The 22,642-nt window shown below is 54.3% G+C and carries 26 protein-coding genes and 3 tRNA genes; 7 read left to right on the forward strand and 22 right to left on the reverse strand.

All coding sequences use genetic code 11. The features are described from left to right. Nucleotide 1 precedes the first annotated feature (1 nt). From ACMZ66_RS05180 to ACMZ66_RS05220, 9 genes are all read right to left on the reverse strand, one after another. Nucleotides 2–409: an ExbD/TolR family protein gene (locus ACMZ66_RS05180; RefSeq protein WP_416935088.1), complete on the reverse strand. Its 408-nt coding sequence runs from the start codon at nt 407–409 to the stop codon at nt 2–4. Further along, nucleotides 406–795, reverse strand: coding sequence for an ExbD/TolR family protein (locus ACMZ66_RS05185; protein WP_416935090.1), 390 nt, complete (start codon nt 793–795; stop codon nt 406–408). The genes ACMZ66_RS05180 and ACMZ66_RS05185 overlap by 4 nt, the downstream gene beginning before the upstream one ends. A gap of 35 nt (nt 796–830) precedes the next feature. After that, nucleotides 831–1,706, reverse strand: a complete 876-nt coding sequence (locus tag ACMZ66_RS05190; protein ID WP_416935092.1) for a MotA/TolQ/ExbB proton channel family protein — start codon at nt 1,704–1,706, stop codon at nt 831–833. A 268-nt stretch (nt 1,707–1,974) separates the two neighbouring features. Continuing rightward, nucleotides 1,975–2,050 (reverse strand) — tRNA-Lys (locus ACMZ66_RS05195). Between the two features lie 256 nt (nt 2,051–2,306). Next, nucleotides 2,307–2,382 (reverse strand) — tRNA-Lys (locus tag ACMZ66_RS05200). A gap of 152 nt (nt 2,383–2,534) precedes the next feature. Next, the gene (locus ACMZ66_RS05205) at nt 2,535–3,038 is read right to left on the reverse strand and encodes a peptidylprolyl isomerase (RefSeq protein ID WP_416935094.1); all 504 of its coding nucleotides are present in this window, start codon (nt 3,036–3,038) and stop codon (nt 2,535–2,537) included. A gap of 62 nt (nt 3,039–3,100) precedes the next feature. Continuing rightward, a complete protein-coding gene (gene coaD, locus ACMZ66_RS05210; protein ID WP_416935097.1) occupies nt 3,101–3,628 on the reverse strand; it encodes a pantetheine-phosphate adenylyltransferase in 528 nt (175 codons plus the stop codon). An 11-nt stretch (nt 3,629–3,639) separates the two neighbouring features. After that, the gene (gyrA, locus tag ACMZ66_RS05215; RefSeq protein ID WP_416935099.1) at nt 3,640–6,441 is read right to left on the reverse strand and encodes a DNA gyrase subunit A; all 2,802 of its coding nucleotides are present in this window, start codon (nt 6,439–6,441) and stop codon (nt 3,640–3,642) included. Nucleotides 6,442–6,628: 187 nt separating this feature from the next. Then, the gene (locus ACMZ66_RS05220; protein WP_416935101.1) at nt 6,629–7,603 is read right to left on the reverse strand and encodes a DMT family transporter; all 975 of its coding nucleotides are present in this window, start codon (nt 7,601–7,603) and stop codon (nt 6,629–6,631) included. A gap of 380 nt (nt 7,604–7,983) precedes the next feature. Here ACMZ66_RS05220 and ACMZ66_RS05225 point away from each other — a divergent pair, with 380 nt between their 5' ends. Then, on the forward strand, nt 7,984–8,223 hold the full coding sequence (locus ACMZ66_RS05225) for a hypothetical protein (RefSeq protein WP_416935103.1): 240 nt from the start codon (nt 7,984–7,986) through the stop codon (nt 8,221–8,223). Nucleotides 8,224–8,256: 33 nt separating this feature from the next. On the opposite strand, the gene ACMZ66_RS05230 is transcribed toward ACMZ66_RS05225, so the two are convergent. Beyond that, entirely contained in the window at nt 8,257–9,102 is an 846-nt protein-coding gene (locus ACMZ66_RS05230; protein ID WP_416935105.1) for a DUF547 domain-containing protein, read from the reverse strand. 135 nt (nt 9,103–9,237) lie between these two features. Between ACMZ66_RS05230 and ACMZ66_RS05235 the strand changes: the two genes are divergently transcribed. After that, entirely contained in the window at nt 9,238–10,122 is an 885-nt protein-coding gene (locus ACMZ66_RS05235; RefSeq protein ID WP_416935107.1) for a putative metalloprotease CJM1_0395 family protein, read from the forward strand. Between the two features lie 179 nt (nt 10,123–10,301). Here ACMZ66_RS05235 and pyrC read toward each other — a convergent pair whose 3' ends face one another. Continuing rightward, nucleotides 10,302–11,345 carry a dihydroorotase gene (pyrC, locus tag ACMZ66_RS05240; protein WP_416935109.1) on the reverse strand — a complete coding sequence of 348 codons (1,044 nt, stop codon included), beginning with the start codon at nt 11,343–11,345 and terminating at the stop codon, nt 10,302–10,304. A 215-nt stretch (nt 11,346–11,560) separates the two neighbouring features. Here pyrC and ACMZ66_RS05245 point away from each other — a divergent pair, with 215 nt between their 5' ends. Next, a complete protein-coding gene (locus tag ACMZ66_RS05245; RefSeq protein ID WP_416935111.1) occupies nt 11,561–12,139 on the forward strand; it encodes a DUF4145 domain-containing protein in 579 nt (192 codons plus the stop codon). Nucleotides 12,140–12,308: 169 nt separating this feature from the next. On the opposite strand, the gene ACMZ66_RS05250 is transcribed toward ACMZ66_RS05245, so the two are convergent. After that, nucleotides 12,309–13,343 carry a serine hydrolase domain-containing protein gene (locus ACMZ66_RS05250; RefSeq protein WP_416935113.1) on the reverse strand — a complete coding sequence of 345 codons (1,035 nt, stop codon included), beginning with the start codon at nt 13,341–13,343 and terminating at the stop codon, nt 12,309–12,311. 232 nt (nt 13,344–13,575) lie between these two features. Next, a tRNA-His gene (locus ACMZ66_RS05255) sits at nt 13,576–13,652 on the reverse strand. Between the two features lie 326 nt (nt 13,653–13,978). On the opposite strand from ACMZ66_RS05255, the gene ACMZ66_RS05260 reads away from it, so the two are divergent. After that, nucleotides 13,979–14,980, forward strand: a complete 1,002-nt coding sequence (locus tag ACMZ66_RS05260) for a Gfo/Idh/MocA family protein (RefSeq protein WP_416935115.1) — start codon at nt 13,979–13,981, stop codon at nt 14,978–14,980. A 64-nt stretch (nt 14,981–15,044) separates the two neighbouring features. On the opposite strand, the gene ACMZ66_RS05265 is transcribed toward ACMZ66_RS05260, so the two are convergent. Beyond that, nucleotides 15,045–15,914: a LysR family transcriptional regulator gene (locus tag ACMZ66_RS05265; protein WP_416935117.1), complete on the reverse strand. Its 870-nt coding sequence runs from the start codon at nt 15,912–15,914 to the stop codon at nt 15,045–15,047. A gap of 137 nt (nt 15,915–16,051) precedes the next feature. Between ACMZ66_RS05265 and ACMZ66_RS05270 the strand changes: the two genes are divergently transcribed. After that, on the forward strand, nt 16,052–16,402 hold the full coding sequence (locus ACMZ66_RS05270; RefSeq protein WP_416935119.1) for a rhodanese-like domain-containing protein: 351 nt from the start codon (nt 16,052–16,054) through the stop codon (nt 16,400–16,402). A gap of 91 nt (nt 16,403–16,493) precedes the next feature. On the opposite strand, the gene ACMZ66_RS05275 is transcribed toward ACMZ66_RS05270, so the two are convergent. Then, nucleotides 16,494–17,666: an aminotransferase gene (locus tag ACMZ66_RS05275; protein WP_416935121.1), complete on the reverse strand. Its 1,173-nt coding sequence runs from the start codon at nt 17,664–17,666 to the stop codon at nt 16,494–16,496. 420 nt (nt 17,667–18,086) lie between these two features. On the opposite strand from ACMZ66_RS05275, the gene ACMZ66_RS05280 reads away from it, so the two are divergent. Then, nucleotides 18,087–18,425 carry a P-II family nitrogen regulator gene (locus ACMZ66_RS05280; RefSeq protein WP_007091888.1) on the forward strand — a complete coding sequence of 113 codons (339 nt, stop codon included), beginning with the start codon at nt 18,087–18,089 and terminating at the stop codon, nt 18,423–18,425. Nucleotides 18,426–18,487: 62 nt separating this feature from the next. Then, nucleotides 18,488–19,897, forward strand: coding sequence for a type I glutamate--ammonia ligase (glnA, locus tag ACMZ66_RS05285; protein ID WP_416935124.1), 1,410 nt, complete (start codon nt 18,488–18,490; stop codon nt 19,895–19,897). Nucleotides 19,898–20,035: 138 nt separating this feature from the next. Here the strand turns inward: glnA and ACMZ66_RS05290 are convergent, their stop codons facing one another. Genes ACMZ66_RS05290 through ACMZ66_RS05320 form a run of 7 tightly spaced genes read right to left on the reverse strand, consistent with a single transcriptional unit; the run spans nt 20,036 to nt 22,635 of the window. After that, on the reverse strand, nt 20,036–20,311 hold the full coding sequence (locus tag ACMZ66_RS05290) for a hypothetical protein (RefSeq protein ID WP_416935126.1): 276 nt from the start codon (nt 20,309–20,311) through the stop codon (nt 20,036–20,038). A gap of 41 nt (nt 20,312–20,352) precedes the next feature. After that, nucleotides 20,353–21,030 (reverse strand): hypothetical protein, encoded by a 678-nt coding sequence (locus ACMZ66_RS05295; RefSeq protein WP_416935128.1) that lies wholly within the window; start codon nt 21,028–21,030, stop codon nt 20,353–20,355. Nucleotide 21,031: 1 nt separating this feature from the next. Next, nucleotides 21,032–21,502 (reverse strand): hypothetical protein, encoded by a 471-nt coding sequence (locus tag ACMZ66_RS05300; protein WP_416935130.1) that lies wholly within the window; start codon nt 21,500–21,502, stop codon nt 21,032–21,034. Further along, complete coding sequence (locus tag ACMZ66_RS05305) at nt 21,499–21,762, reverse strand: hypothetical protein (RefSeq protein WP_416935132.1); 264 nt, start codon at nt 21,760–21,762, stop codon at nt 21,499–21,501. Before ACMZ66_RS05305 ends, ACMZ66_RS05300 begins: the two co-directional genes overlap by 4 nt. A gap of 37 nt (nt 21,763–21,799) precedes the next feature. Continuing rightward, the gene (locus tag ACMZ66_RS05310; RefSeq protein ID WP_416935134.1) at nt 21,800–22,120 is read right to left on the reverse strand and encodes a hypothetical protein; all 321 of its coding nucleotides are present in this window, start codon (nt 22,118–22,120) and stop codon (nt 21,800–21,802) included. Between the two features lie 4 nt (nt 22,121–22,124). After that, the gene (locus tag ACMZ66_RS05315; protein ID WP_416935136.1) at nt 22,125–22,310 is read right to left on the reverse strand and encodes a hypothetical protein; all 186 of its coding nucleotides are present in this window, start codon (nt 22,308–22,310) and stop codon (nt 22,125–22,127) included. A 13-nt stretch (nt 22,311–22,323) separates the two neighbouring features. Beyond that, complete coding sequence (locus ACMZ66_RS05320) at nt 22,324–22,635, reverse strand: hypothetical protein (RefSeq protein WP_416935138.1); 312 nt, start codon at nt 22,633–22,635, stop codon at nt 22,324–22,326. Between the last annotated feature and the right edge of the window lie 7 nt (nt 22,636–22,642).

Raw genomic sequence — 22,642 nt, forward strand, 5'->3', positions numbered from 1 at the left:
GCTATTCCTGTCCCGCTTCCATTGCTGTCATCAACTGGACCTTATCGACGCCAAGCTCCTGCAGGCGTTTTAAAAGGGCAACGACCTTCGCCCCCTCGGTCGCGCGATCCGCACGGATTTCAACAGGACGGCCGATATAATCGACCGGCAACATCGAAGACAGACGATCAAGCCCGCCTTTCAGATCATCAATGCCGATCTCGCCACCTTTGCCAAACCACAGGACAATGGTGTCTTCGGGCTGGGCATCGGCGGTGTGGCTGGCAGGTGGATCAACTTCAAAGGGTCCGAGTTTCTGCAGGCTTCCGGCGATCATGAAAAAGATCAAAAGCAGAAACACAATATTGATCAGCGGCAGCATCGGTTCCTGAACAGGACCGTCCTCGGCAATCTGGATGCGGCGTTTCATTCGACAAACTCCACATCCGTTACCCCGCCACGTCCCAGCGCATCCATCACATCAATCAGATGCTGCAGGTTAGCGCCATTAACCGGGCGCAGGCGCACCGGAGATCCGGCGTAATCACGCACAAGGGTTGGTGCCAGATTGGAAAGTGACACCGCTTCGCTATTGATTGAAAGCCCGCCATTGGCATCGACATTGACCGTTACCGGACGCACGTCGCTTTGGCTGGTGGTTTTGCCATCGGTGATGCTGACCGACATCTCAAAGCCCTTCCAATCGAGGAAGCTTGAGGCGAGCATGAAGAAAATCAGCAAAATGAAGACAACATCAATCAGCGGGGTCAGACCGATCATCGGTGATGAACCGCGATTACGTTCGCGCAATTGCATAGGGTTATTCCAGGCCGGATTTTGGCAATATCGGATTATTCGGCAGCGTGACGCAGCTCTGCCACGTTAGAAGCCCGCAGAGTGGCCTTGTGGGCCAACTCGCCCCGATTGACAACCATGGTGCAAACATCTTCCATAACGGCTGCTGCACGGCCAATAACACCCTGCATCCACATATGGAATGCGGTTGCCGGGATCGCGACCACAAGTCCGATTGCCGTGGTCAGAAGGGCCAGCCAGATACCACCAGACAAAACAGACGGATCAATGCGGCTACCGGCCCCTTCCATACGCTGGAAAGCTTCGATCATGCCCATGACCGTGCCCAGAAGCCCCAAAAGCGGGCTTAGCACCGCAATGGCCGACATGATGCGCAGACCACCATTAAGGCCATCGATCTCCTTGCGTGCACGCGCAGCAATCAGATCGGATGCTGCTTCGCGTTCGTGCGAGGATGCAACAGACAAGGTCATACCCGAAAGACCGATACGAGCTGCCGGATGACGACGGCGCGCCAAAAGTTCGGCTGCGCGAACTTCGTCACCCGATGACAGGTGGCGTTCGACATCCTTGACAAAACCGTCGGCAAATACGCCACGGCGCAGGAATCCAACCAGCTTATAGAAGAACAGCACAAGCCCGATCAGCGCCATCGCGCCAAGGACCCAGCCAACAATCCCTGCCCGGTCAACCTGTTCAATCACCGGCAATGCGGTCAGGCTATCGACAAAGGACGTGCTTTGCGTGGTGGCCATCGTATCAACAGGAAGCCCCGTTGCCGGATCAACCATGACAGTGCCATCTGCATTGAGCGTTCCGGTCGCAGACGCATCAGGTGCAACTGCGCCATCGGAAGTAAGCGGGCTTTGCGCATCAAGGGATGCGGCCGACGGATTTACGGGATCAGGCATGTAACTTTTCCGATCAAATAGACGATCATCACCGGACGTCCTGCTCCGGTGCATTTGAAACTGATTTGCATTCTTTACAGTAAATAGAATTGCGATGCAATCGCAACCAACATCAGACACAGCTTTTTCGTGCATATCTGCCCCGCCTTGCGCGGGCATCGTGATGCGATGGAATGTCAGGAAAGATTGGCGGGACTGGCCAATTGGTTGGCGCCAGAAGCCGGATAAGCAAAACCCCCGGAACTTCTGAGTTCCAGGGGTTTTGAATTGGTGAGCCCGACAGGATTCGAACCTGTGGCCAACTGATTAAAAGTCAGTTGCTCTACCAACTGAGCTACGGGCCCTCAACGTTGGTGAGCGGCGTTTTAATGGGACTGGCCGCATCGGTCAACCCCCCTTTTTACCAGAAAACGCACATCTGCCATGAATTCGCATCAAAAGCCCGGAAAACTCCGGTTTTGTGCCTTTAAAAAATTGTCATAAAACAGAACGGCACAGGGCAAATCACGACTACCTTCGACCGGACATCAAATTCGATATTTGCGGGGAAATACGGACAAAGAAAAAGCCCCCGAAACCGGTTAGGTTTCAGGGGCTTATTGGTGAGCCCGACAGGATTCGAACCTGTGGCCAACTGATTAAAAGTCAGTTGCTCTACCAACTGAGCTACGGGCCCTCAACGCTGGTGAAGCGCGTTTTAATGGCACAGGCGGTGCTGGTCAACACCTGTTTTCCATATTTCTCGACTTTTTGCACTTTCACACCCTAAAACGCGAAAGCCGCCCCACGAAGGGACGGCTTTCGGTTGCAACGGATCGAAATACGCGATTACTGCGCGTCTGCAGCAACCTGCATTTTGACGATTACGTCCGGGTCTGCGACGCTGCCATTGGCCCACGGCGCACCCTTTTTGATCATGTCAACATAGTCCATGCCCTCAGTCACTTCACCCCAGATGGTGTATTGACCATCAAGATGCGGCGCATCGGCAAAGACGATGAAGAACTGGGAATCCGCACTGTTCGGGTTTGCCGAACGTGCCATGGAAACCGATCCGCGAACGTGACGTTCGTTGGAGAATTCTGCATCAAGCTTCTTGCCAGAACCACCGGTGCCATTGCCTTTCGGATCGCCGGTCTGTGCCATGAAGCCTTCGATCACACGATGGAACTTAAGCCCATCATAAAAGCCCTCACGGGTCAGTTCCTTGATGCGCGCAACATGGTTGGGCGCAAGGTCCGGGCGAAGCTGGATCACAACGCGGCCATCTTTCAGATCAAGATAAAGCGTGTTTTCCAAATCCTGAGCGACAGCGTCGTTTCCATTGGACATGGTGATAATTCCTAGTACGAGAGCGATTATTGAGAATAGACGAAAAAGACGCATGGCCTGCGTTATTCCTTTTCTTCTGCCAGCTTTTCGTGCAAGCGACTAAGCACGTTAGCAGGCACAAATTCAGTAACGTTACCGCCCAGACGGGCGATTTCCTTCACAAAGCGCGAAGAGACAAACTGCTGTTTGTCGGACGCCATCAAGAACACGGTTTCGACTTGCGGAGCCAGACGGGCGTTCATGCCCGCCATCTGGAATTCGTATTCAAAGTCCGACACCGCCCGAAGACCACGGATAATGGTACTTGATCCGTTTTCCTGAGCGAAATGCATCAGAAGCGAAGAAAATGGCTTTACCGAGGTACGGGCAGCAACTTCGCCGCCCGCAGCCTTCAGCGCACCTTCAACCAGCGAACAGCGCTCCTCGACCCCGAACATGGGCCCTTTGCCGGCATTGACAGCAACACCGACAATCAGCTTGTCCACAATACGGGTCGCACGACGAATAATGTCCATATGGCCCTGGGTTACCGGATCAAAGGTCCCCGGGTAAATCCCGATGCGCGATACGGTAGAAGACGTTTCAGTCATCGAATTTCCATTTATGCGTCGCTGTCTGCGCCTTCAGAGTCCGGCGAAGCATCGCCGGCATCATCAGCACTGATTTCTGCAGTGTCGGTTGCGCCATCAACAGTGCCTTCCGCACCTTCGATGTCGCCCTCTTCACCTTCGTCGTCACCGCCAAGGTTTGACAGACGTTCGACCGCAACGACCTGTTCGTCGTCAGCCGTACGGAACAGCGTCACACCCTGGGTCTTACGACCGGCAATACGAATGTCGTGGGTCGGCATGCGGATGACTTTGCCACCATTGGTGACCATCATCAGCTCGTCGCCTTCTTCGATCACGAAGGATGCAGCGACATTACCGTTACGTTCAGACATCTCAATATTGGCAAAGCCCTGACCGCCACGGCCCGTGACGCGATATTCATAGGCCGAGGTCCGCTTGCCATAACCGTTTTCAGTCACCGACAGGATCAACTGATCACCGGCGAGAATTTCCTGATAACGATCAGCACTCAGAACTTCGAGCGGCAGGCTGTCTTCGGTGATTTCCTCACGGCGAAGCTTACCGGCAATCGACAGATACTCGTCGCGTTCTTCCATGGTGACATGATTGCCAAACAGAACCGACATGGCAATCACGGCATCTTCATCCGCCAGACGAATGCCACGCACACCAACCGAGTTACGGCCGGTAAAGACACGAACATCACCCACGCGGAAACGAATGCACTTGCCCTGACGGGTCGTCAGAAGAATGTCGTCATCATCGGTACAGGTCTGAACCGCGATCAGCTTGTCGCCACGATCTTCTTCAAGCTTCATGGCGATCTTGCCGTTTGATTTCACATTCACGAAATCGGCAAGGCTGTTACGACGGACGTTACCGGTCGAGGTGGCAAACATCACATGCAGGTTCGGCCATTCTTCCTCATCAGGAAGCGGCAGGACCGTGGTGATATATTCACCCTCGGACAGCGGCAGCAGGTTCACAAGCGCCTTGCCGCGTGACTGCGGCGTACCAACCGGCAGACGCCAGACTTTCATTTTATAGACCATACCTTCGGAGCTGAAGAACAGAACCGGGGTGTGGGTGTTGGCAACGAACAGCTTGGAAACGAAATCTTCCTCGCGGGTTGCCATGCCCGAACGGCCTTTGCCACCGCGACGCTGTGCGCGATAGGTCGACAACGGAACACGCTGGATATAGCCGCTGTGCGACACGGTCACGACCATGTCTTCACGGGCAATCAGGTCTTCGATGTCATGTTCGAATTCGGCTTCCTGAATTTCGCTGCGACGTTCGTTGGCGAACTCGTTGCGCATTTCAGTCAGTTCGTCCTTGAGGATCGTCAGCTTACGCTCGCGCGAGCCAAGAATATCAAGGAAGTCTTTGATCTTCTCGCCCAATTCGGTCAATTCGGCCGCGATCTTGTCGCGTTCCAGACCGGTCAGGCGATGCAGACGCAGTTCAAGGATCGCACGCGCCTGTGCTTCGGACAGACGATACATGCCATCGCTTGAACCGATCTGGTTCGGATCGGCAATCAATTCGATCAGCGGAACGATATCGCCCGCTGCCCAATCGCGTGCCATCAGCTGTTCACGCGCAACAGCCGGATCGGCCGCATTACGGATTAGCTTGATCACTTCGTCGATATTGGAAACCGCAATACCCAGACCAACCACAACGTGGGCACGCTCACGTGCTTTTTTCAGAAGATGGATCGTACGACGGGTAATGACTTCTTCGCGGAACTCGACAAAGGCCTGAATGATGTCCTTAAGGTTCATCAGTTCCGGCTTGCCACGGTTCAGCGCAAGCATGTTCACACCAAACGAGGTCTGAAGGGCGGTGAAGCGGAACAGCTGATTAAGAACAACATCAGAGTTCGCATCACGCTTGAGCTCGATCACCATGCGAACGCCTGAACGGTCAAACTCGTCACGCAGATCGGAAATGCCTTCAAGCTTCTTGTCACGGACCAGTTCGGCGATCTTTTCCATCAGGGTCGCCTTGTTCACCTGATAGGGAACTTCGGTGACGATGATGGCTTCTCGGTTCGCACGGACTTCCTCAACATGGGTGCGTGCGCGCATCACGACCGATCCACGACCGGTCTTGAACGCCGAATGGATGCCCGAACGGCCGAGAATAAGTGCACCGGTCGGGAAATCCGGACCGTGGACAAATTCCATCAGACCTTCGACGGAAATACTGGGATCATCGACATAGGCCATGCAGCCATCAATGACTTCGCCAAGGTTATGCGGCGGAATATTGGTCGCCATACCAACCGCAATACCGCCCGCGCCATTGACCAGCATGTTGGGGAAACGTGCCGGAAGAACCGAAGGTTCCTTGGTGGTTTCGTCATAGTTGTCGCGGAAATCGATGGTGTCTTTATCGATGTCATCAAGCAGGAAGTGCGCGGATTTCGCCATGCGGGCTTCGGTGTAACGCATGGCGGCGGCTTTATCGCCATCCATGGAACCGAAGTTACCCTGACCATCAATCAGCGGCAGGCGCATGGAGAAATTCTGCGCCATACGGACCATCGCGTCGTAAATCGCGCTGTCGCCGTGCGGGTGATATTTACCCATCACGTCCCCGACCACACGGGCCGATTTGCGGAACGGCTTGTTATATTCAAACCCGTTCTCGTGCATAGCGTACAGAATACGACGGTGTACCGGCTTCAGCCCGTCTCGGACATCAGGCAGCGCACGGCTCACGATCACGCTCATCGCGTAATCGAGGTAGCTCCGGCGCATTTCTTGTTCGATGGATACCGGGAAAATATCGCGGCTCTCGGAATTGGTCTCTTGGGTGGACAAAGGCCGTGACCTCTTAAACGCTTGATCAGAAATAATTCAATCGGCGTGACATGCACAAGTTTTCAAGCACATGCCGGACCAGAAAGGCGGAAAGTATCAGGTTTGTCGCACACAAACAATATTGACAAATCCCATCCTTCCGCATTGGACGATAAAGTTCGGAAATTATCGCAGAAATCGACTTTTCTCACTGCGAAGACTTGGTTTTTTCGCTTTCCGGCGCTTCCATCACCGGCGCCATCGGATCACATTTTTCAGACCCTTGCACAGATACCGTATCCTTGCGACCAAATCGCATCTGCGATGCAGCAATCCCGCACAGAATAACGGCCAGGGCAATCAGTGCATTTGGCTGGGGCACCTCGCCCAGAACGATAAAGCTGATCACGACACCAACGGCCGGCACCAGATAATTATTGAACACAAGGAAACTGGCCCCCGCCACGGCAATCAGCTGCAGGATCAGGAACATGGCAATCCCGGTCGGGAACATACCCAGATACATGATGGCAAGTGCGCCCGATGCATCCCACTCCATCGTCCATGGTTGATCAAGGATCAGGGTAAAGGGCATCAACATGGCGGCCGCAAAGGTCAGGATCACCGCAGTTGACCCAATGCGCGGCTGATCGCGCAGATTACGTGCCACCAGCGATGAAATGGCATAGCCAACCGCCGCGACCAGAATGGCCAGCTGGAACAGGAATTCCCCACCCAGCCCCGACAGTGTTTCAGGCCCAACCAGAACAATGACGCCGATCGTACCCAGAACAACACCGATCACCTTGCCAAGGGTCAGCTTTTCGTCATCGGTAAAGAAATGCGCCAGAACCACCGTCGTCAGTGGCACAGTCGACATCAGGATCGCGGCCAACCCGGCATCAACACGGGTTTCGCCATAGCTGATCAAAAAGAACGGAATGGCATTGCCGATCAATGCGACCAAAAAGGTCGAGATCCAGGCACGCCGCCCCTTGGGCATATCGGATTTTCGCAGCAACGCAAAAATCCACAAAACCAGGGCCGCAAAGCCAAGACGCCCGCAGGCGACCACCAATGGAGAATAGGCATGCACACTGATCTTGATGAAGGTGAATGAGCTTCCCCACATCAAGGCCAGCAGCAAGAGCAAGCCATATTCACGAATTCCCGGACGTGTCATGTTCCCAGCCTATTTTCGCCATACTTGTTGGGCCATATCACAACGGTCTGCTTCCCGACGTTGTAAAGCCATTCACAGCGTTAGAGGCCAGCTTGCAATTAATCAAGGAAATAGAACCAAATCACCCAACCGGGATGGTCATTTCCACTTGCGCACACCACATAAGATCAGGAGCAAACGCAACACTCAAAGTCCCCACTTTACAGCGCAAAGCGCGATGACAGCCGCGTGACAAATCCACTTTGATCGACGGCCTTGGGCCAGATCAAAGCGCAATCGTTGTAAAAGTGGAAAAACGCACAATCAGCAGAAGTTAATTGTTGCGAATGATTTGCAATATCGATACATTGCGCGCAACAAAAGAAAAGCCGGGATATGAAATGATGAGTTACGTCGATCAGGAATTGACCGTGGAAGACATGCTTGCCGATCCGATCGTGCAGACCTTAATGCGCTATGATGGCATTTCTGCCAGTGACGTTCGTCACACGATTGATCAGGTAAATCAAAATCGCGCGGATAATCCGCCACAACTGGTCGCAACCAGCACTCATCACAACCGCCAACATTGGGCAGCCCCGCATCCGACATCCAATGGCGTGCGCCACAACGCAGCCTGATGCGCCAGAACTTTCTCCTCTAACGCATAGGCCCTATCGCGCAGGCGCGTTCAGCGCCCAGTCATATTCATAATCGCCGACATCAAGACTTTGTCTGTCACCCAGCAGGTTCAATAGGTCCTGCCCGGCAAAGCGTTTGAGATGATCGATGAAATCCACATCGCGCTTGCCGAAATCATCGCGATACCAGTCATACAGACTTGAAAGCACCCATTCGCCGTCCTGATTACGGCGTACCGCACGTGGATGATTGATGAAGTCTTTGGCGGCCTGATCCAGTTGGGCCTCAAGATTTTCCGCATCAAAGGCCACTTCAGCCAAGGCCGGGCAGCCGATCGACGCGCAATTGACCACATAATGAATACGCGCATCCCGCCAAATCGGGCGCAGAATGCGATGTTCGATATCATCAAGGCTAAGCGTTCTGCCCTCAACCGTGATCAGCTTCTTGCCCCATGGCCCAGATGAGAACAGGCCAGGTGAAATGTCGATATCGCGGATACTGTCGACCGGATAGTGATCAAGCACCACCTTCACCGTCAGCGCGTTATAAAGATTGATCCAATAAGCCATCTGCTGATCACGGTTGAAATCATCAATCGCGATATTGGTCAGCATCGTGACATAGGCATCAACGCGCGCAGCCCCGCCATCTGATGTCGCGCGCCCGTAATCAAAGCTGCTGGCGCCGGGCGCTGTCACGACAAGATAGTCATCCAGCACACTCTGCCAGGCAGAATGATCAATTACCTCAGTGCTTTGCGCATCATGGGCCTGCCAATCCGGCCACAGATCGGCCTTGGGCGCAGCCACTGCCGGGCCTGCCACCATCACGGCGAAAAATCCAAAGCAAACCAGAACTGCCAGAACCAAGCGCATCTTCGTCAAACCACTTAATGATCAACACTGCCATAGTCATACGCGGATCAGAACCACACAGTCCCATCAAACCGGCGTGATCGGGCATAACGGCTTTATGTACTATAACCGCGAGTTGGGCTATAATAGGCCACCATGATACAGGCAGGTGCAATACAGGTCATCCCCGGGAGTGGTGGGCAACTTGGCCAGATCATTGCCACACGCGCCCTGCCCGGCTCCGGGAGCCAACCGCCGACCAACGGGTCGGGCGGATCGGGCGCGCCTGCGCCACAAACATTGCCTGCGGCCGTGGCCCTCGTCCCGCTTTCAAGCAACATCCCCGCATCCCAACAAGCTGCCCCGCCTGCCCCACCTGCACAAAACAGTGCCGCACGCGGCGAAAATGCCGGTGCCAATGCGGGAACATCGGGTGCGCAACCGCCACCGCCGCCACCTCAAGCAGCGCCGGTCAATAGTGCGGCTGCGGTCATCACCGTTATTCAGCAACTTGATCCGCGCGACATTGATGGTGAAACCAGTGCTGAGGACACCGACACCAGAAGCCCGACCGAACGTCAGCAGCAGGAACGCGAAGACACACCGAGAAGTGCGCGCCAACCCACGGCCAATCCGGCCCTTCTGACCGCGTCCGAGCGCGAAATCGTTCAGGAATTGCGTGCACGTGACGCTGTTGTCCGAACAGAAGAAGAAAGCCACCAGACCCTTGCCGGCGCCAATGCCGGCATGATCAGCTATAGCTATACCGCAGGCCCGGACGGTCGGCTTTATGCCACCGGCGGCAAGGTCAGCATCCGCCCGATACAGGGACTGGACGGCATTGCCGCGATTGCCAATCAGGCCGCGATTTCGCGCGCGGCATCTGTTCCGGGAAGCTCGGCTGCTGATTTCAATGTCGCCAAGGGCGCATCGATGAACATCTCGACCATGATCGCCTCACAGGCCAGCGCGGCGGCGGAAAGCTATCGCATGACGCTGGGCCTGAATGCCGCACCCAGCACGGTTGATCTAAGCGGCTAGAAATCTCCCCCCGCCCCGTCATTCCCGCGCAGGCGGGAATCCCATAGAACCTACACGCACCTTTGGCACGACCAACATCCAGATTCCGGCCCGTCGCTACGCGCCGTCCGGAATGACGCTCACCCAACAAAAAAGCGGCCCCGTTGGAGCCGCTTTTGTTTTGTCTTTATCGGCTTAGATCAGGCGTAATGCCAGAACACATCAAAGCCCGGATTAAACACCGTGACCGGACCTTCGCCGGTTTCGATCTTCTCAGCAAACTTGGCCGGAACATCGCGTTTTTCCAGCGTGATCATATCGCTGTTCAGCGGCAGGCCGTAATATTGCGGACCGTGGATCGACGCAAAACCTTCAAGCTTATCAAGCGCACCTTCCTGCTCGAACACATGTGCCAGAAGCTGCACGGTGTTGTTCGCGGTAAAGATACCGGCACAACCACACGGGCTTTCCTTGCGCTCATCGGTATGCGGTGCTAAATCGGTCCCCAGGAAGAAGCGTGCATCGCCTGACGTTGCTGCCGCACGAAGCGCCAAACGGTGCTTTTCACGCTTGGCCACCGGCAGGCAATACATATGCGGATGAATGCCACCGACCAGAATGGCATTCCGGTTAATGATCAGATGGTGCGTGGTAATGGTCGCACCCAAATTCTTGTCATTGGCCTTCACATATTCAACGCCGTCTTCGGTCGTGATGTGCTCCATGATCACGCGCAGTTCCGGCAGACGCTTGCGCAGCGGATCAAGAACCCGGTCGATAAACACCGCTTCACGGTCAAAGATATCGATTTCCGCATCGGTCACTTCGCCATGCACACAAAGCGGAATGCCAAGCTCTGCCATCCGCTCAAGCGCTGGCATCGCATTATCGAAATTGCGAACACCACTGTCGGAATTTGTCGTCGCCCCGGCCGGATACAGCTTCAATGCGGTGATCACACCAGCCTTGTAGCCTTCCTCGATATCATCGGGATTGCTGCCCTCGGTCAGATAAAGGGTCATCAGCGGGGTGAATTCATGCCCCTGCGGGATCACAGCCGTAATGCGGTCACGATAGGCCACGGCATCTGCAGTCTTGACCACCGGCGGCACCAGGTTCGGCATGATGATCGCGCGGGCAAAATGCTCGGATGTCTCACCAATCACACCTTTTAACATCTCCCCATCACGAAGATGCAAATGCCAGTCATCAGGACGGCGAAGGGTAATGCGATTTGTCGACATGTGGCGATCTCCTGGCAACCAATAGTCCGTGCGGGAAATGTAGAGCGTTACCTAGCAGATTGCTTGAAGTTTTGGAAACTGAAAAGGCCAAACCCAGTGTATGCCAAGCACTCAAAAAACGTTACCCAAACATCCAAAAACAATCATAGGATTAATATCCACATGATCTTCTAGCGCCAAAAAGGGAGGCTTCATTAAATCAAGGTGCAACAATTTTGGCGAACTGTCCGCACTGCCGAACAATTCAAGCTGGATTTACCTGCATACAAACCTTCGAGTACCAAGAGGAATTTGAGCAAGCAGGAAAACGCTATGCACGCATAGTACGTAACGGATTTTTGAAGTGCCCGGTTTGCAACCATGCAGTTATCGGCGTCGCAAAGGACGGTAAGGTTTCTTACACTCCTTCAACTGAATTGGATGTTCCCGAACATCTACCGCCGAACGTCGAGAAATTTCTGCGACAAGGATTAGAAAATGTGCACCGCAATTTTGATGCCGCAGGAATGATGTTCCGAAAGGCTCTAGAAATAGGCCTTAAGGAAAAATATCCAGAACTAAAAGATAGCCTTTACAAAAACATAGAGAAACTTGCAAAGGACAACGCGCTAACGAACGACTTAGCTGAATGGGCCCATCATATAAGATTTGCAGGAAACGACGCAGCGCATGACGAGACATTCACGGAAGCTGAGGCGAAGGAAATGCAACATTTCACAGAATTGGTGCTTACTTACATTTTCTCCCTTCCAGAGAAAGTAAAAGCTCACTCCGTCGCCAATCAGCCTGACTAGCTGTTTGAGCTCGAGAGAGATTCTCCATATCGAGGTAAGGTGTCGTAGCCACGCGAAATGGCTAAGCATTTCTGCCTGACCTTCTCTCAATGGGCGAGTGATGGGACTTGCCCCCACGCCCCGCCCTATCCTGCCCGCCACTCTTTCCAGCTGCTCTTTATCGCTTCGATCAGGCCAGCGAAAGCACCGGCCCCTCAAGCAGGTCCATCAATTGGCCGAAATATCCACCTGATCGTGCGGGCGAGGTCGGATCAGAGGTGATGGCCACAACCAGATCCTTTTCTGGATGTGCAGCAATGATCTGGCCGCCATAGCCGCGGGCGATAATGAAGCCACTGGTACTCAGGAACCAGCCATAGCCATAATCAAGACCTGAATAAGGCGATCGGGTACGGGCCTCCGTTGATTGGTCTATCCAGTCGGTCGGAATGATCTGATCGGTATCAAACCGGCCCTGATCACGCATGAGCGCCCCGATGCGCAACATTGCGCGCGGTGTTAGCGCCATTTCGTTCCCGCCGAAATAATAGCCCTGCGGATCGCGTGTCCATGCAGGAATTTCAATGCCAAGCGGTTGACCAAGGGTCGCGCGCGCTTGCGCAAGCAGGCTTTTTCCCGTCGCAACCGTCAGCACCACACCAAGGATATGCGTCGTGCCGGTGGAATAGATCATACGCCTGCCGGGTGTTGCGACCATCGGGCGGCGCAGCGCAAAGGAAACCCAGTTGTCGGAATTGACCCACGCGCCGTAGTTTCGCCCCGAGGTGCCCTCAAGCCCGGCCCGGAGCGTCACCAGATCTTCGATGGTTAAATCTTCCACACCGGGGGTGGCATTTGATGGAATGATAGAGGGTGCGACTTCGCCGATGGTGGCCTTGACCGAGGGGATTGCCCCGTTTGCGATCGCGCTTCCCGTCAGAAGCCCGATGATGCTTTTTGAGCAGGATTTGATATTCGCCACCCGATCCAGCCCCGGCCCGCGTGGCGCTTCGGCGACGATGACCTCATCACCGCGCTGAACCATGATGGCATGAAGCTGGGGCATATCCGCAATCCGCGACCGGATGTCGGACGGTGTTTGGGCAAAGGCCCGGCCGACAAAGGGAATTGCCGCAGCCCCCAGAAGGCTTGCCGAAAAGGCACGGCGGGTCAGCATCGATTGCAATTTGTCACTTGGTCTGTCGCTTGGTCTGTCGCTCGGCATTCCATCAGTCCTTGGCGGTCGGGATCAAATGCATATGCGCGCTATACGCAGTCCAAATGATTATGGACCGCACCGCGCGACTTCCGGCCCATCGCCCCGGAAGTAAAATCCTTATTGGCAATCAATTCGTCAGGAATGTGACATCAACCCACGAACGGAGAAAATCGCGTCGTGCCGGAAATCAGGCCTGAAACGCGAAAAGGCCAGGCATTTCTGCCTGACCTTTTCACAATGGGGCGAGTGATGGGACTTGAACCCACGGCCCCCAGTGCCACAAACTGGTGCTCTAACCACCTGAGCTACACCCGCCATCGTGTGGCGCGGTTTATATGGCCCGAGGCCCCCAACGTCAAGCGCATATTTTCACTTTTTTCCCCGGAAATTCGACAAACCTTTCAAAGCGCCGAATTTTGCGGGCTTTGGCCTTTTATCCCCAAACCAATGACGCAATTTGTATGATAATTTGCCCTACCTACCCGTCCGAACATCTTGCATGTCCGGGCACATGCCTTAATTAATGCGGATCAATAACATGCCCGCAAATGCGTGGGTTAAACCATGCATTCATATAACAGCGGGGCGCTTGCAACTTTTAAGCTGCGAGCAACGAAATAGATAACAGACGGAGTATCGGAATGAAGTGGGGCGTTCTTAGCACCGCCAAGATTGGCACGGAAAAAGTGATCCCGGCCATGCAGGAAAGCGATCAGCTGGAAATTCTGGCGATTGCCGGACGCGATCTTGGCAAGACCCGTGAGGTCGCCGAAAATTTGCGCATTCCGCGCGCCTATGGCTCCTATGAGGAGCTTCTGGCCGACCCGTCCATCGAGGCGATTTACAATCCCCTGCCCAACCACCTGCATGTGGAATGGACCATCAAGGCGCTTGAGGCCGGAAAACACGTTCTGTGCGAAAAGCCGATTGGCTTGGACACCGAAGATGCCACACGCCTGATCGCTGCACGCGATAAAAGCGGCAAGCAGGTGTTGGAGGCCTTTATGGTCCGCCATCATCCGCAATGGCTTGAAGCGCGCAAGATTGTCGAAAGCGGTCAGATCGGCCAGCTTACCGCCGTTCAAAGCATCTTTACCTATTTCAACGCCGATCCCAACAATGTGCGCAACAAGAAGGACATTGGCGGCGGCGGGTTGCTTGATATCGGTTGCTATTGCGTTGTCGGCCCGCGCTTTGTCACCGGCAAGGAACCGGTACGTGTTGTATCCCTGATGGATAAGGACCCGAAATTTGGCACGGATCGTCTGGTATCGGGCATGCTTGATTTTGGCTCGGGCCTGCAGGCAAGCTTTGTCTGTGGCACCCAGTCGGCTGCTGTGCAGCGCGTTCACGTTCTGGGCACCGAAGGCCGGGTTGAAATCCTGATGCCGTTTAACCCGATCCCGGAAAACCCGGCGATCATTCGGGTGGCTGGTCAGAAACAGCCGGGCTTTGACGAAGCGCGCGAGATCAAATTCCCGATCTGCAATCACTATACCCTGCAAGGCGAAGCCGCGACCGCAATCTTCAAAGGCGAAAGCCCGGTCGATTATCCGATCGAAGACGCGATTGCCAATATGCAGATTTTGGATGCGCTGACACGTTCGGCCAAGACCGGCAGCTGGGAAATGGTCAAATCCTGATCAATCGCCGCATCCACACCGAAAGACACAAAAGCCGGGGAAACCCGGCTTTTTCTTTGCGCAATCACGTCCCGGAAAACAGGGCCGATTTGGCTTTAAGCCGCGGGAACATGAAATCATTAAACGCCCGCACGCGCGGAACGGACTTCAGATCACGGTGCATCAGCATCCAAAGATCATTATCAAGCCCGTCAATCGCATCGCCCAAAACTGCAATATTGGCAAATGCCCCTGTCAGGAACAGCGGCAAGACCGCATAGCCCGCCCCGGCATCAACAAGCCGCGCAACATTTAAAAGCGAATTGCTGCGCATCGCCACATGCTGATCGGCAAAATGCCGATCGCGCCACTGGGCTGCCTTGATATGCGCCAAGCTTTCATCACAGGTAATCCACGCGCCATCGCCATGCTCGGGATGCCCCATCCCCTTTGCCCCACAGATCACCGACCGGATCGGGGCAATTTGCCGCCCGACCAGATTTTCGTTTGGCGTGTTGCTGGGTCGAATGGCGATATCGGCATCGTGGCGGTTAAGATCATAAAACCGGTTATCGGTCACGACCTGCACAGTGATTTCGGGATAGGCCTTGGCAAAGGCCGCCAAATCGTCACTTAGCACCGCATGAAGCAATGTATCGGTCGTGGTCAGGCGCAGTGTCCCTGATGGTCTGATATCTTGCCCGGCAAGGGTTCGGGCTAGCACGGCCATTTCAGCCTCAAGCTTTTCGGCCGTTTCCATTGCCGCCATGCCCGACGTGGTTGGCTGATAATCGCCCTGCTGTCGCTCAAACAACTTGGCGCCAACGCGATCTTCAATATCAGCCATACGCCTGAAAAGCGTTGAATGATGCAGACCGGTTTGCTTGGCAGCCTGGGTGATGCTGCGCGCGCGCCCGATTGCCAGCACCAGTTTCAAATCATCCCATTCCAGCATGTGCAATCCTCCGAACGAGACCACATTTTGATTCGCATCATTGCACATATCACTTGGATTATTGCAAATTTACTTCGCATCAATGCACATCAATACTGATCCCATCAGCCAACGATATTCCAGATGGAGATTGGAAAATGAGCAGAACCATTACCCGTGACGAGCTTAAAGCAGCCCTTGGCACCGCCAATGCCCCGACCCTGATCGAGGCCCTTCCGGCGCGTTATTACGTTGATGCCCACCTGCCCGGTGCGATCAACATCCCCCACGACGCAATTAACGAAGGGGTCAAACAGATCCTGCCGGATCTGGATGCGCCGATTGTCGTCTATTGCGCCAATGGCCCGTGCAAAAATTCCGGTATTGCCCAGATGGCACTCGCCAAACTTGGCTACACCAATGTCCGTGATTATCACGACGGCAAGAATGACTGGCGCGAAGCGGGTCTTCCGCTTCAGGGTCAGGGCGCGCTTGAGAAAACCGCATAACGCATAATCCCCCACCGCGTCACCGAAAACGGGCCGACATTTTCATGTCGGCCCGTTGATATGTGCGATGTCAGATTGCGGCTTTGCCAGCTTATTTGGCAAAGGCCTTTTTCATGCGCTCAATCGCTTCGGTCATTTTGGCTTCTTCCTTGCAGAAGCAGAAGCGCACGAAGTTGCGCACTCCGCCATCTTCGCCCTGATAGAAGGCCGAAACCGGAATGGCGACGACGCCTGCTTCCTTGATCATGATCTGACAGAACTCGACATCATCACAATCATAGCCAAGCGGGCGGAAATCGCAGGTGATGAAATAGGTGCCCTGGCTATCCAGCACATCAAAACCGACTTCTTTCAGGCCCTTCATCAGGAAATCACGCTTTGCCTGCATTTCCGCCGTGAAGGTTTCGAAATATTCATCATCCTTGTTCAGGCCATAAGCCACACCATGCTGCAGCCCCGGCGGCACGGTAAAGACCAAGAACTGATGCGCCTTTTTGATCGGCTCCATCAGCTTTGCGCAAGCCGTGATATAGCCGATCTTCCATCCGGTCAGCGAGAAGGTCTTACCAGCAGATCCGATGCGCACGGTGCGTTCATGCATGCCAGGCAGAGTCATCAGCGGCTTATGCTTGCGGCCATCAAACACCAGATGCTCATAAACCTCGTCACACAGCGCAATCACGTCATGTTTGATGCAAAGATCGGCAATGAATTGCAGTTCATCATCGCCGTAAACCTTTGAGCACGGGTTCTGCGGCGAATTGATCAGGATAAGCTTGGTCTTTTCGCTAAAGGCTGCGGCCAGTTCTTCGCGCGGCAAATCCCAGTGCGGCGGTGTCACGCGCACCAGTTTCGGGATACCACCGGCCAGCTTCACCATCGGAAGGTAGCTGTCATAAAGCGGCTCGATCAGGATGACTTCATCACCCGGCGCAACAAGACCAAGGATGACATCGGCCAGCCCCTCGGTCGCGCCAACGGCAACCAGGACTTCTTTTTTCGGGTCGACCTCGATGCCATAGAAACGTTTATTGTGGTCGGCAACGGCTTGAAGCAACTCGGGCACACCGGCCAGCGGCGGATACTGGTTGGACAGTTCCATCGTCGCCTTGGCGGCGGCTTCGCGGATATCGGCAGGGCCATCGGTATCGGGCGCGCCCTGCCCCAAATTGATGGCCTGATGTTTCTGGGCCAGTTCGTTCATCACTTCGAAAATCGTGATGCCGCCCGATGCGAAAAGTGGATTGCCGACGAAGTCAGTCATGAGGCGTCCTTATATAGTATGGTTCATACCGGCTGGTGGCGGCCGGCAGATCTTTATCCCTGATTCGCGAAACAATAGTTCGTTTCGTGCCATTCGGGCAAATATGCATGCCAATCAGTGCATTGTCGTGACAATTTCTGTCGCAAGAAGCACTGATATTGGCAAGCATAGAGCAGCTTACCCGCCAATGGTCGCGGAACGCACAGCTTAATTGCATATTTTTTGATCATTCTGCCTAAAACTCAATCACCTGCATTCAAGAAAATCTTAAAAATTTCATGGGTTTTGCTGGGTTTTCACACCAAAATCCTTAGAATGCCGGTGCCAACCAAAACTGGCATGGTCCGTGCAAAAGGGACTGGGCGAAGCATTACGCTTTCCGAGTTCTACGCAACTCTCGCAAAAAGCAGAGGGCGCTTAATGAAAAAGATCGAAGCCATCATCAAGCCGTTCAAGCTTGACGAGGTAAAAGAGGCCCTTCAAGAGATCGGCCTCAAAGGGATTACCGTCACCGAAGCCAAAGGTTTCGGCCGTCAGAAAGGTCACACGGAGCTGTATCGCGGCGCCGAGTATGTTGTGGACTTTCTGCCGAAGGTAAAGCTGGAAATCGTCGTTGAGGACACGCTGGTTGAGCGTGCGATTGAGGCAATCCAGCAAGCCGCTCATACCGGCCGTATCGGCGACGGTAAAATTTTCGTTTCCTCGCTTGAGGACGCGATCCGTATTCGTACCGGTGAACGGGGCAACGACGCGATCTGATCGGTCTTGTCTTTCATTGAACACCGTACGGTAACTAAATTTGAGTTTTAAAGGGTTGCATCATGTCTGACGCTGCTTCTGTACTTAATCTGATCAAAGAAAAAGGCATCCAGTTTGTCGATCTGCGCTTTACCGATACCAAAGGTAAATGGCAGCACACCGCGCAGGATATCTGCACGATCGACGAAGATGTATTTGTTGACGGCATCATGTTCGACGGTTCGTCGATCTCTGGCTGGAAAGAAATCAACGAGTCCGACATGATCCTTATGCCGGATCCGTCGACCGCTGTTGTTGACCCGTTCTCTGCACAGCCGACCCTGATCCTCGTTTGTGACGTTATCGAACCGGCGACCGGCCAGGGTTACGAGCGTTGCCCGCGTTCGACCGCGAAACGCGCACTGGCTTACATGAAGTCCGCTGGTATCGGCGACACTGCATATTTCGGCGCAGAGCCGGAATTCTTCATGTTCGACGACGTTCGTTGGAGCACCGCTCAGGAAAGCATGGGCTACGAGCTGGACTCTGAAGAAGGTCCGTACAACACCGGCACCGAATTCGAAGGCGGCAACCGCGGCCACCGTCCGGGTCCGAAGGGTGGTTACTTCCCGGTACCGCCGGTTAACTCGGCAAACGACATCCGCGCCGAAATGGTCAACTACATCAACGAAATGGGCGTGCGTTGCGAAAAGCACCACCACGAAGTTGCTCCGTCGCAGCACGAACTGGGTATCGCATTTGGCACCCTGATCGAGCATGCTGACGCTGTTCAGACCTACAAATATTGCATCCACATGGTTGCACACCAGTATGGCAAAACCGCAACCTTCATGCCGAAGCCGATCTTCGGTGACAACGGCTCGGGCATGCACGTGCACCAGTCGATCTGGCACGAAGGCAAGCCGCTGTTCGCTGGCAATGGTTATGCTGATCTGTCTGAAACCGCTCTGTACTACATCGGCGGTATCATCAAGCACGCCAAAGCACTGAACGCTTTCACCAACCCGACGACCAACTCGTACAAGCGTCTGGTCCCGGGCTTCGAAGCTCCGGTTCTGCTGGCATACTCTGCTCGTAACCGTTCTGCTTCTTGCCGTATCCCGTACACCGCGTCTCCGAAAGGCAAACGCGTTGAGATCCGCTTCCCGGATCCGCTTGCCAACCCGTATCTCGCATTCACCGCAATGCTGATGGCTGGCCTTGACGGTATCGAGAACAAGATCCACCCGGGCGAAGCAATGGACAAAAACCTCTATGACCTTCCGCCGGAAGAGCTCAAAGAAGTCCCAACCGTTTGCCGTTCGCTGCACGAAGCGCTTGATAGCCTCGATGCAGACCGCGACTTCCTGAAAAAAGGCGATGTCATGACCGACGATCTGATCGACGCATACATCTCCCTGAAAATGGAAGAAGTCATTCGCTTCGAACAGGCTCCGCACCCGGTCGAATTCGACATGTACTACAGCGGCTAACGCTAACACGTTGTTTCTCAATGATTAATTGAGATAGACGTTAGACTTTAAAGGCCTCTTTCGCCCAAGTACCGTCAAGGAAACTCAACAAGTCCCTAAACGGTGTCTAACGCGGAAGGGGTCTTTTTGTTGGTTATATTACGATCCCCAAGTGCGTTCGATGACGTTCCGGGCCCAGCCTTTATTGAGCATGCTTGACATCAACCATTCAGCAACCTTGCTTTCCTTTTTGATGTCCTTGACCGCTTCGAACTGCGCCTGAAACTTCTCTGGGATCTCGCGGGTGTTCCCAGCCATGACCCATTGTTCAAGTTCTTTGCGTTCATCGCCTTCAAGGGAATTGCGCAGGGCACACCGTTTTGGCGTCCACGCGGTCGGTGCAAATCGTGCGTTAGATGATTGATTGTCAGTCATGGCCCTGCCCGTTGTTATGAGGCAGGGTTTAGCAGATCGGGTTATTTGCGTGAACCTGAAAACACGGCCTTGATACCTGACGCGATCTTGCCAACCGCCCCAGCAACGACCTGCTTTGGCCCGCCTGCCTTGCCAGCTTCGCGCAGCGTCATATAGGTGATCACGATATAGGCACTGTATTCGACAATCTGGGAATACATCTGGACGTAGACGCCGCCTGTATCGCCGAAGAACTTTCCTGCGACCAAATCAAATTGAACAGGCACCGGGGCCGTGCCGAACACAGCCCAGAATCCAGCGGAAACTGTATTGATGACGGCCAACAGGATATCAACAGCAAACACTGACATGACCGGCCAAACCATTGCCCGAGTCAGTTGACGCACCACCCAAGGCCGCGTCGTCATCCGCATGATTGCCACTTCGGCGGCAGCTTCAGCAGGCAACGCTGCCAGCGTTTCCGCATCAACGCGACCGCCTTGGATTTCAAGACGTTCGTTTTGCGCGCGATACATCTCGATTTCTTTTGTCATCCGCTCGGCAAAGGCCTGTTTCTGGTCGTCTGGCAAAGCCTCAACTGCGGCTTGCAGACCCGTCTCGGTATCAGGCGCGGTTTTGCCGGTCACTTCTTCATAGACCTGCTTACCTGTATCGAACAGTTCAGCAGCACCCGAAATGGCACTGAAGATGGCTGGCAATGCGGCAAAGAACCCAACCATATCAACCCTCCACGTAACGGTGATAGTTGTCGATAAATTCGGCCTCACTGCCTTTGCCAAGGGCCGTGTTGTAATAACGCTTCCAGTACCGGGCCAAACCGGGCAGGTCATCAGCAGCAGGTAGAGCTTCTGACACCCGCATGTAATGGATACGGCACATCAGCGCCGCATAGGCCAGATTGGCAATCAGGTTGGCAGCATCGCTCAGCGCCGGGGCCTTGTGATGCTCTGCCTTTTCCTTGAGGGCAGGACGGTACTGCAGAAAGTTTTCCTGAATGTCATGAAGCGTTTTCGGCTCCATCTGGAAAATACCGCGCGCCGGACCATTGCCAAGCTGGACAAGGTATTGGCCCAATCCGGATTCCTGTGCCGCCGTTCCCATCAGAAGGTTCTCGGCGGCTTCCGACCACATGCCTGCGTCTTGCAGAACCGGGCGGATCACGCTTTCGCGCAAGTGCTTTGGGTTAATCATGGTCGATCTGCCTTTCTGTCTAGCTTGTCTTCGATCCGTTGCAGATACCGTTCGATCTTGGCGAACGCGGCCTCGGTTCGGGTTGCTTCGCGGTCCAGTCGGACCGACAAGCTGCGTTGCGTTACCTCAACAACTTCAAGGCGGGTTTCGATCTTCATCACGTAGATCGTCACCGATACGATCAAGGCGACCGTTGTAAGCAAGTGCCCTATGTTGAGCGTTTTCTCGAAATGAAATTTGCTGCCGTTCTGTTCTGCCATCTGCTCCCCCTTGGATCGGCGCATTAAAAAAGCCGCTTCACGCGGCCGGTCCCTTGATCTTTGCTTCGAGTTCTTGCCAGGCCTCGCCAGAAGCGACGAGGCAACTTGGCCCGTTTGGGTAAGTGAACAGAATTGTCCAGGTCTGCCCGTCCGGTGCTTTCAAGACTTCGATCACACCGCCGTTCGAGGTCACACCGACCGCAACAGGTTCCTCGCTGTATTTCTTGGAAAGGCTGTCGAGAACTTTTGATCGATCGCCACAGACCGGCGAAGCCTGCGCCTCTGGCATGAGGGGCAACAGCAATAAAAAAAGGACCGCTGTAACAGCGATCCCGAAACAACGGACGACCTTTTTCATGTCCTCATTCCTTGTCGGGCTTGGGGTGATCGCGTTTCACTGCAAGAACCTTGTTCAAAACGCGGTCGGTATCGGCGGGCAGGTCAACGCCGTTCAACCGTTGCTGGTTGACGTACTTCCAAAACGCGTCTAGCTGCTCGCCAATCGGCGGATAAGCAAGACGACGTTGTTTTGATGTGCTGTGTGCCATATTCCGTTACTCCTTAGTATGCCGGTACCGAGACCACCTGCTTAATGCGTTGTTCCTTGTTATTCGCCGTGGTGATTTCCCACAGATAGCTGCTGCCGGTCTGCGCTGATACATCACCCTCTGCTTTGATCAACGTGTCATCTGCTCCAAATGCTCCAATGACAGTGATGTTGCATGTCGACCACGTCGACCCGCCGTCAATTGAAACTCTTACGATCCGATCCGTTTCTTCGGTAACAGCGTCAATATCTTCAACGCGCACATAAACAGTAACGTCGGTTGGTTCAGCGGTTTCAAGGCTGGCCGCATCGGGACGCAGCGTCATGTTCGTT

Origin of the sequence: Thalassospira sp., from assembly GCF_048059015.1 — a bacterium.
In the GTDB taxonomy this organism is placed as follows: domain Bacteria; phylum Pseudomonadota; class Alphaproteobacteria; order Rhodospirillales; family Thalassospiraceae; genus Thalassospira.

Bases quoted from the DNA above. Each gene is read 5' to 3' on its own strand.
- ACMZ66_RS05180 (WP_416935088.1), bottom strand. From the start codon at position 409: ATGAAACGCCGCATCCAGATTGCCGAGGACGGTCCTGTTCAGGAACCG.
- ACMZ66_RS05185 (WP_416935090.1), bottom strand. From the start codon at position 795: ATGCAATTGCGCGAACGTAATCGCGGTTCATCACCGATGATCGGTCTG.
- ACMZ66_RS05190 (WP_416935092.1), bottom strand. From the start codon at position 1,706: ATGCCTGATCCCGTAAATCCGTCGGCCGCATCCCTTGATGCGCAAAGC.
- ACMZ66_RS05205 (WP_416935094.1), bottom strand. From the start codon at position 3,038: ATGTCCAATGGAAACGACGCTGTCGCTCAGGATTTGGAAAACACGCTT.
- coaD (WP_416935097.1), bottom strand. From the start codon at position 3,628: ATGACTGAAACGTCTTCTACCGTATCGCGCATCGGGATTTACCCGGGG.
- ACMZ66_RS05220 (WP_416935101.1), bottom strand. From the start codon at position 7,603: ATGACACGTCCGGGAATTCGTGAATATGGCTTGCTCTTGCTGCTGGCC.
- ACMZ66_RS05225 (WP_416935103.1), top strand. From the start codon at position 7,984: ATGATGAGTTACGTCGATCAGGAATTGACCGTGGAAGACATGCTTGCC.
- ACMZ66_RS05230 (WP_416935105.1), bottom strand. From the start codon at position 9,102: ATGCGCTTGGTTCTGGCAGTTCTGGTTTGCTTTGGATTTTTCGCCGTG.
- ACMZ66_RS05235 (WP_416935107.1), top strand. From the start codon at position 9,238: ATGATACAGGCAGGTGCAATACAGGTCATCCCCGGGAGTGGTGGGCAA.
- pyrC (WP_416935109.1), bottom strand. From the start codon at position 11,345: ATGTCGACAAATCGCATTACCCTTCGCCGTCCTGATGACTGGCATTTG.
- ACMZ66_RS05250 (WP_416935113.1), bottom strand. From the start codon at position 13,343: ATGCCGAGCGACAGACCAAGCGACAGACCAAGTGACAAATTGCAATCG.
- ACMZ66_RS05260 (WP_416935115.1), top strand. From the start codon at position 13,979: ATGAAGTGGGGCGTTCTTAGCACCGCCAAGATTGGCACGGAAAAAGTG.
- ACMZ66_RS05265 (WP_416935117.1), bottom strand. From the start codon at position 15,914: ATGCTGGAATGGGATGATTTGAAACTGGTGCTGGCAATCGGGCGCGCG.
- ACMZ66_RS05270 (WP_416935119.1), top strand. From the start codon at position 16,052: ATGAGCAGAACCATTACCCGTGACGAGCTTAAAGCAGCCCTTGGCACC.
- ACMZ66_RS05275 (WP_416935121.1), bottom strand. From the start codon at position 17,666: ATGACTGACTTCGTCGGCAATCCACTTTTCGCATCGGGCGGCATCACG.
- ACMZ66_RS05280 (WP_007091888.1), top strand. From the start codon at position 18,087: ATGAAAAAGATCGAAGCCATCATCAAGCCGTTCAAGCTTGACGAGGTA.
- glnA (WP_416935124.1), top strand. From the start codon at position 18,488: ATGTCTGACGCTGCTTCTGTACTTAATCTGATCAAAGAAAAAGGCATC.
- ACMZ66_RS05290 (WP_416935126.1), bottom strand. From the start codon at position 20,311: ATGACTGACAATCAATCATCTAACGCACGATTTGCACCGACCGCGTGG.
- ACMZ66_RS05295 (WP_416935128.1), bottom strand. From the start codon at position 21,030: ATGGTTGGGTTCTTTGCCGCATTGCCAGCCATCTTCAGTGCCATTTCG.
- ACMZ66_RS05300 (WP_416935130.1), bottom strand. From the start codon at position 21,502: ATGATTAACCCAAAGCACTTGCGCGAAAGCGTGATCCGCCCGGTTCTG.
- ACMZ66_RS05305 (WP_416935132.1), bottom strand. From the start codon at position 21,762: ATGGCAGAACAGAACGGCAGCAAATTTCATTTCGAGAAAACGCTCAAC.
- ACMZ66_RS05310 (WP_416935134.1), bottom strand. From the start codon at position 22,120: ATGAAAAAGGTCGTCCGTTGTTTCGGGATCGCTGTTACAGCGGTCCTT.
- ACMZ66_RS05315 (WP_416935136.1), bottom strand. From the start codon at position 22,310: ATGGCACACAGCACATCAAAACAACGTCGTCTTGCTTATCCGCCGATT.
- ACMZ66_RS05320 (WP_416935138.1), bottom strand. From the start codon at position 22,635: ATGACGCTGCGTCCCGATGCGGCCAGCCTTGAAACCGCTGAACCAACC.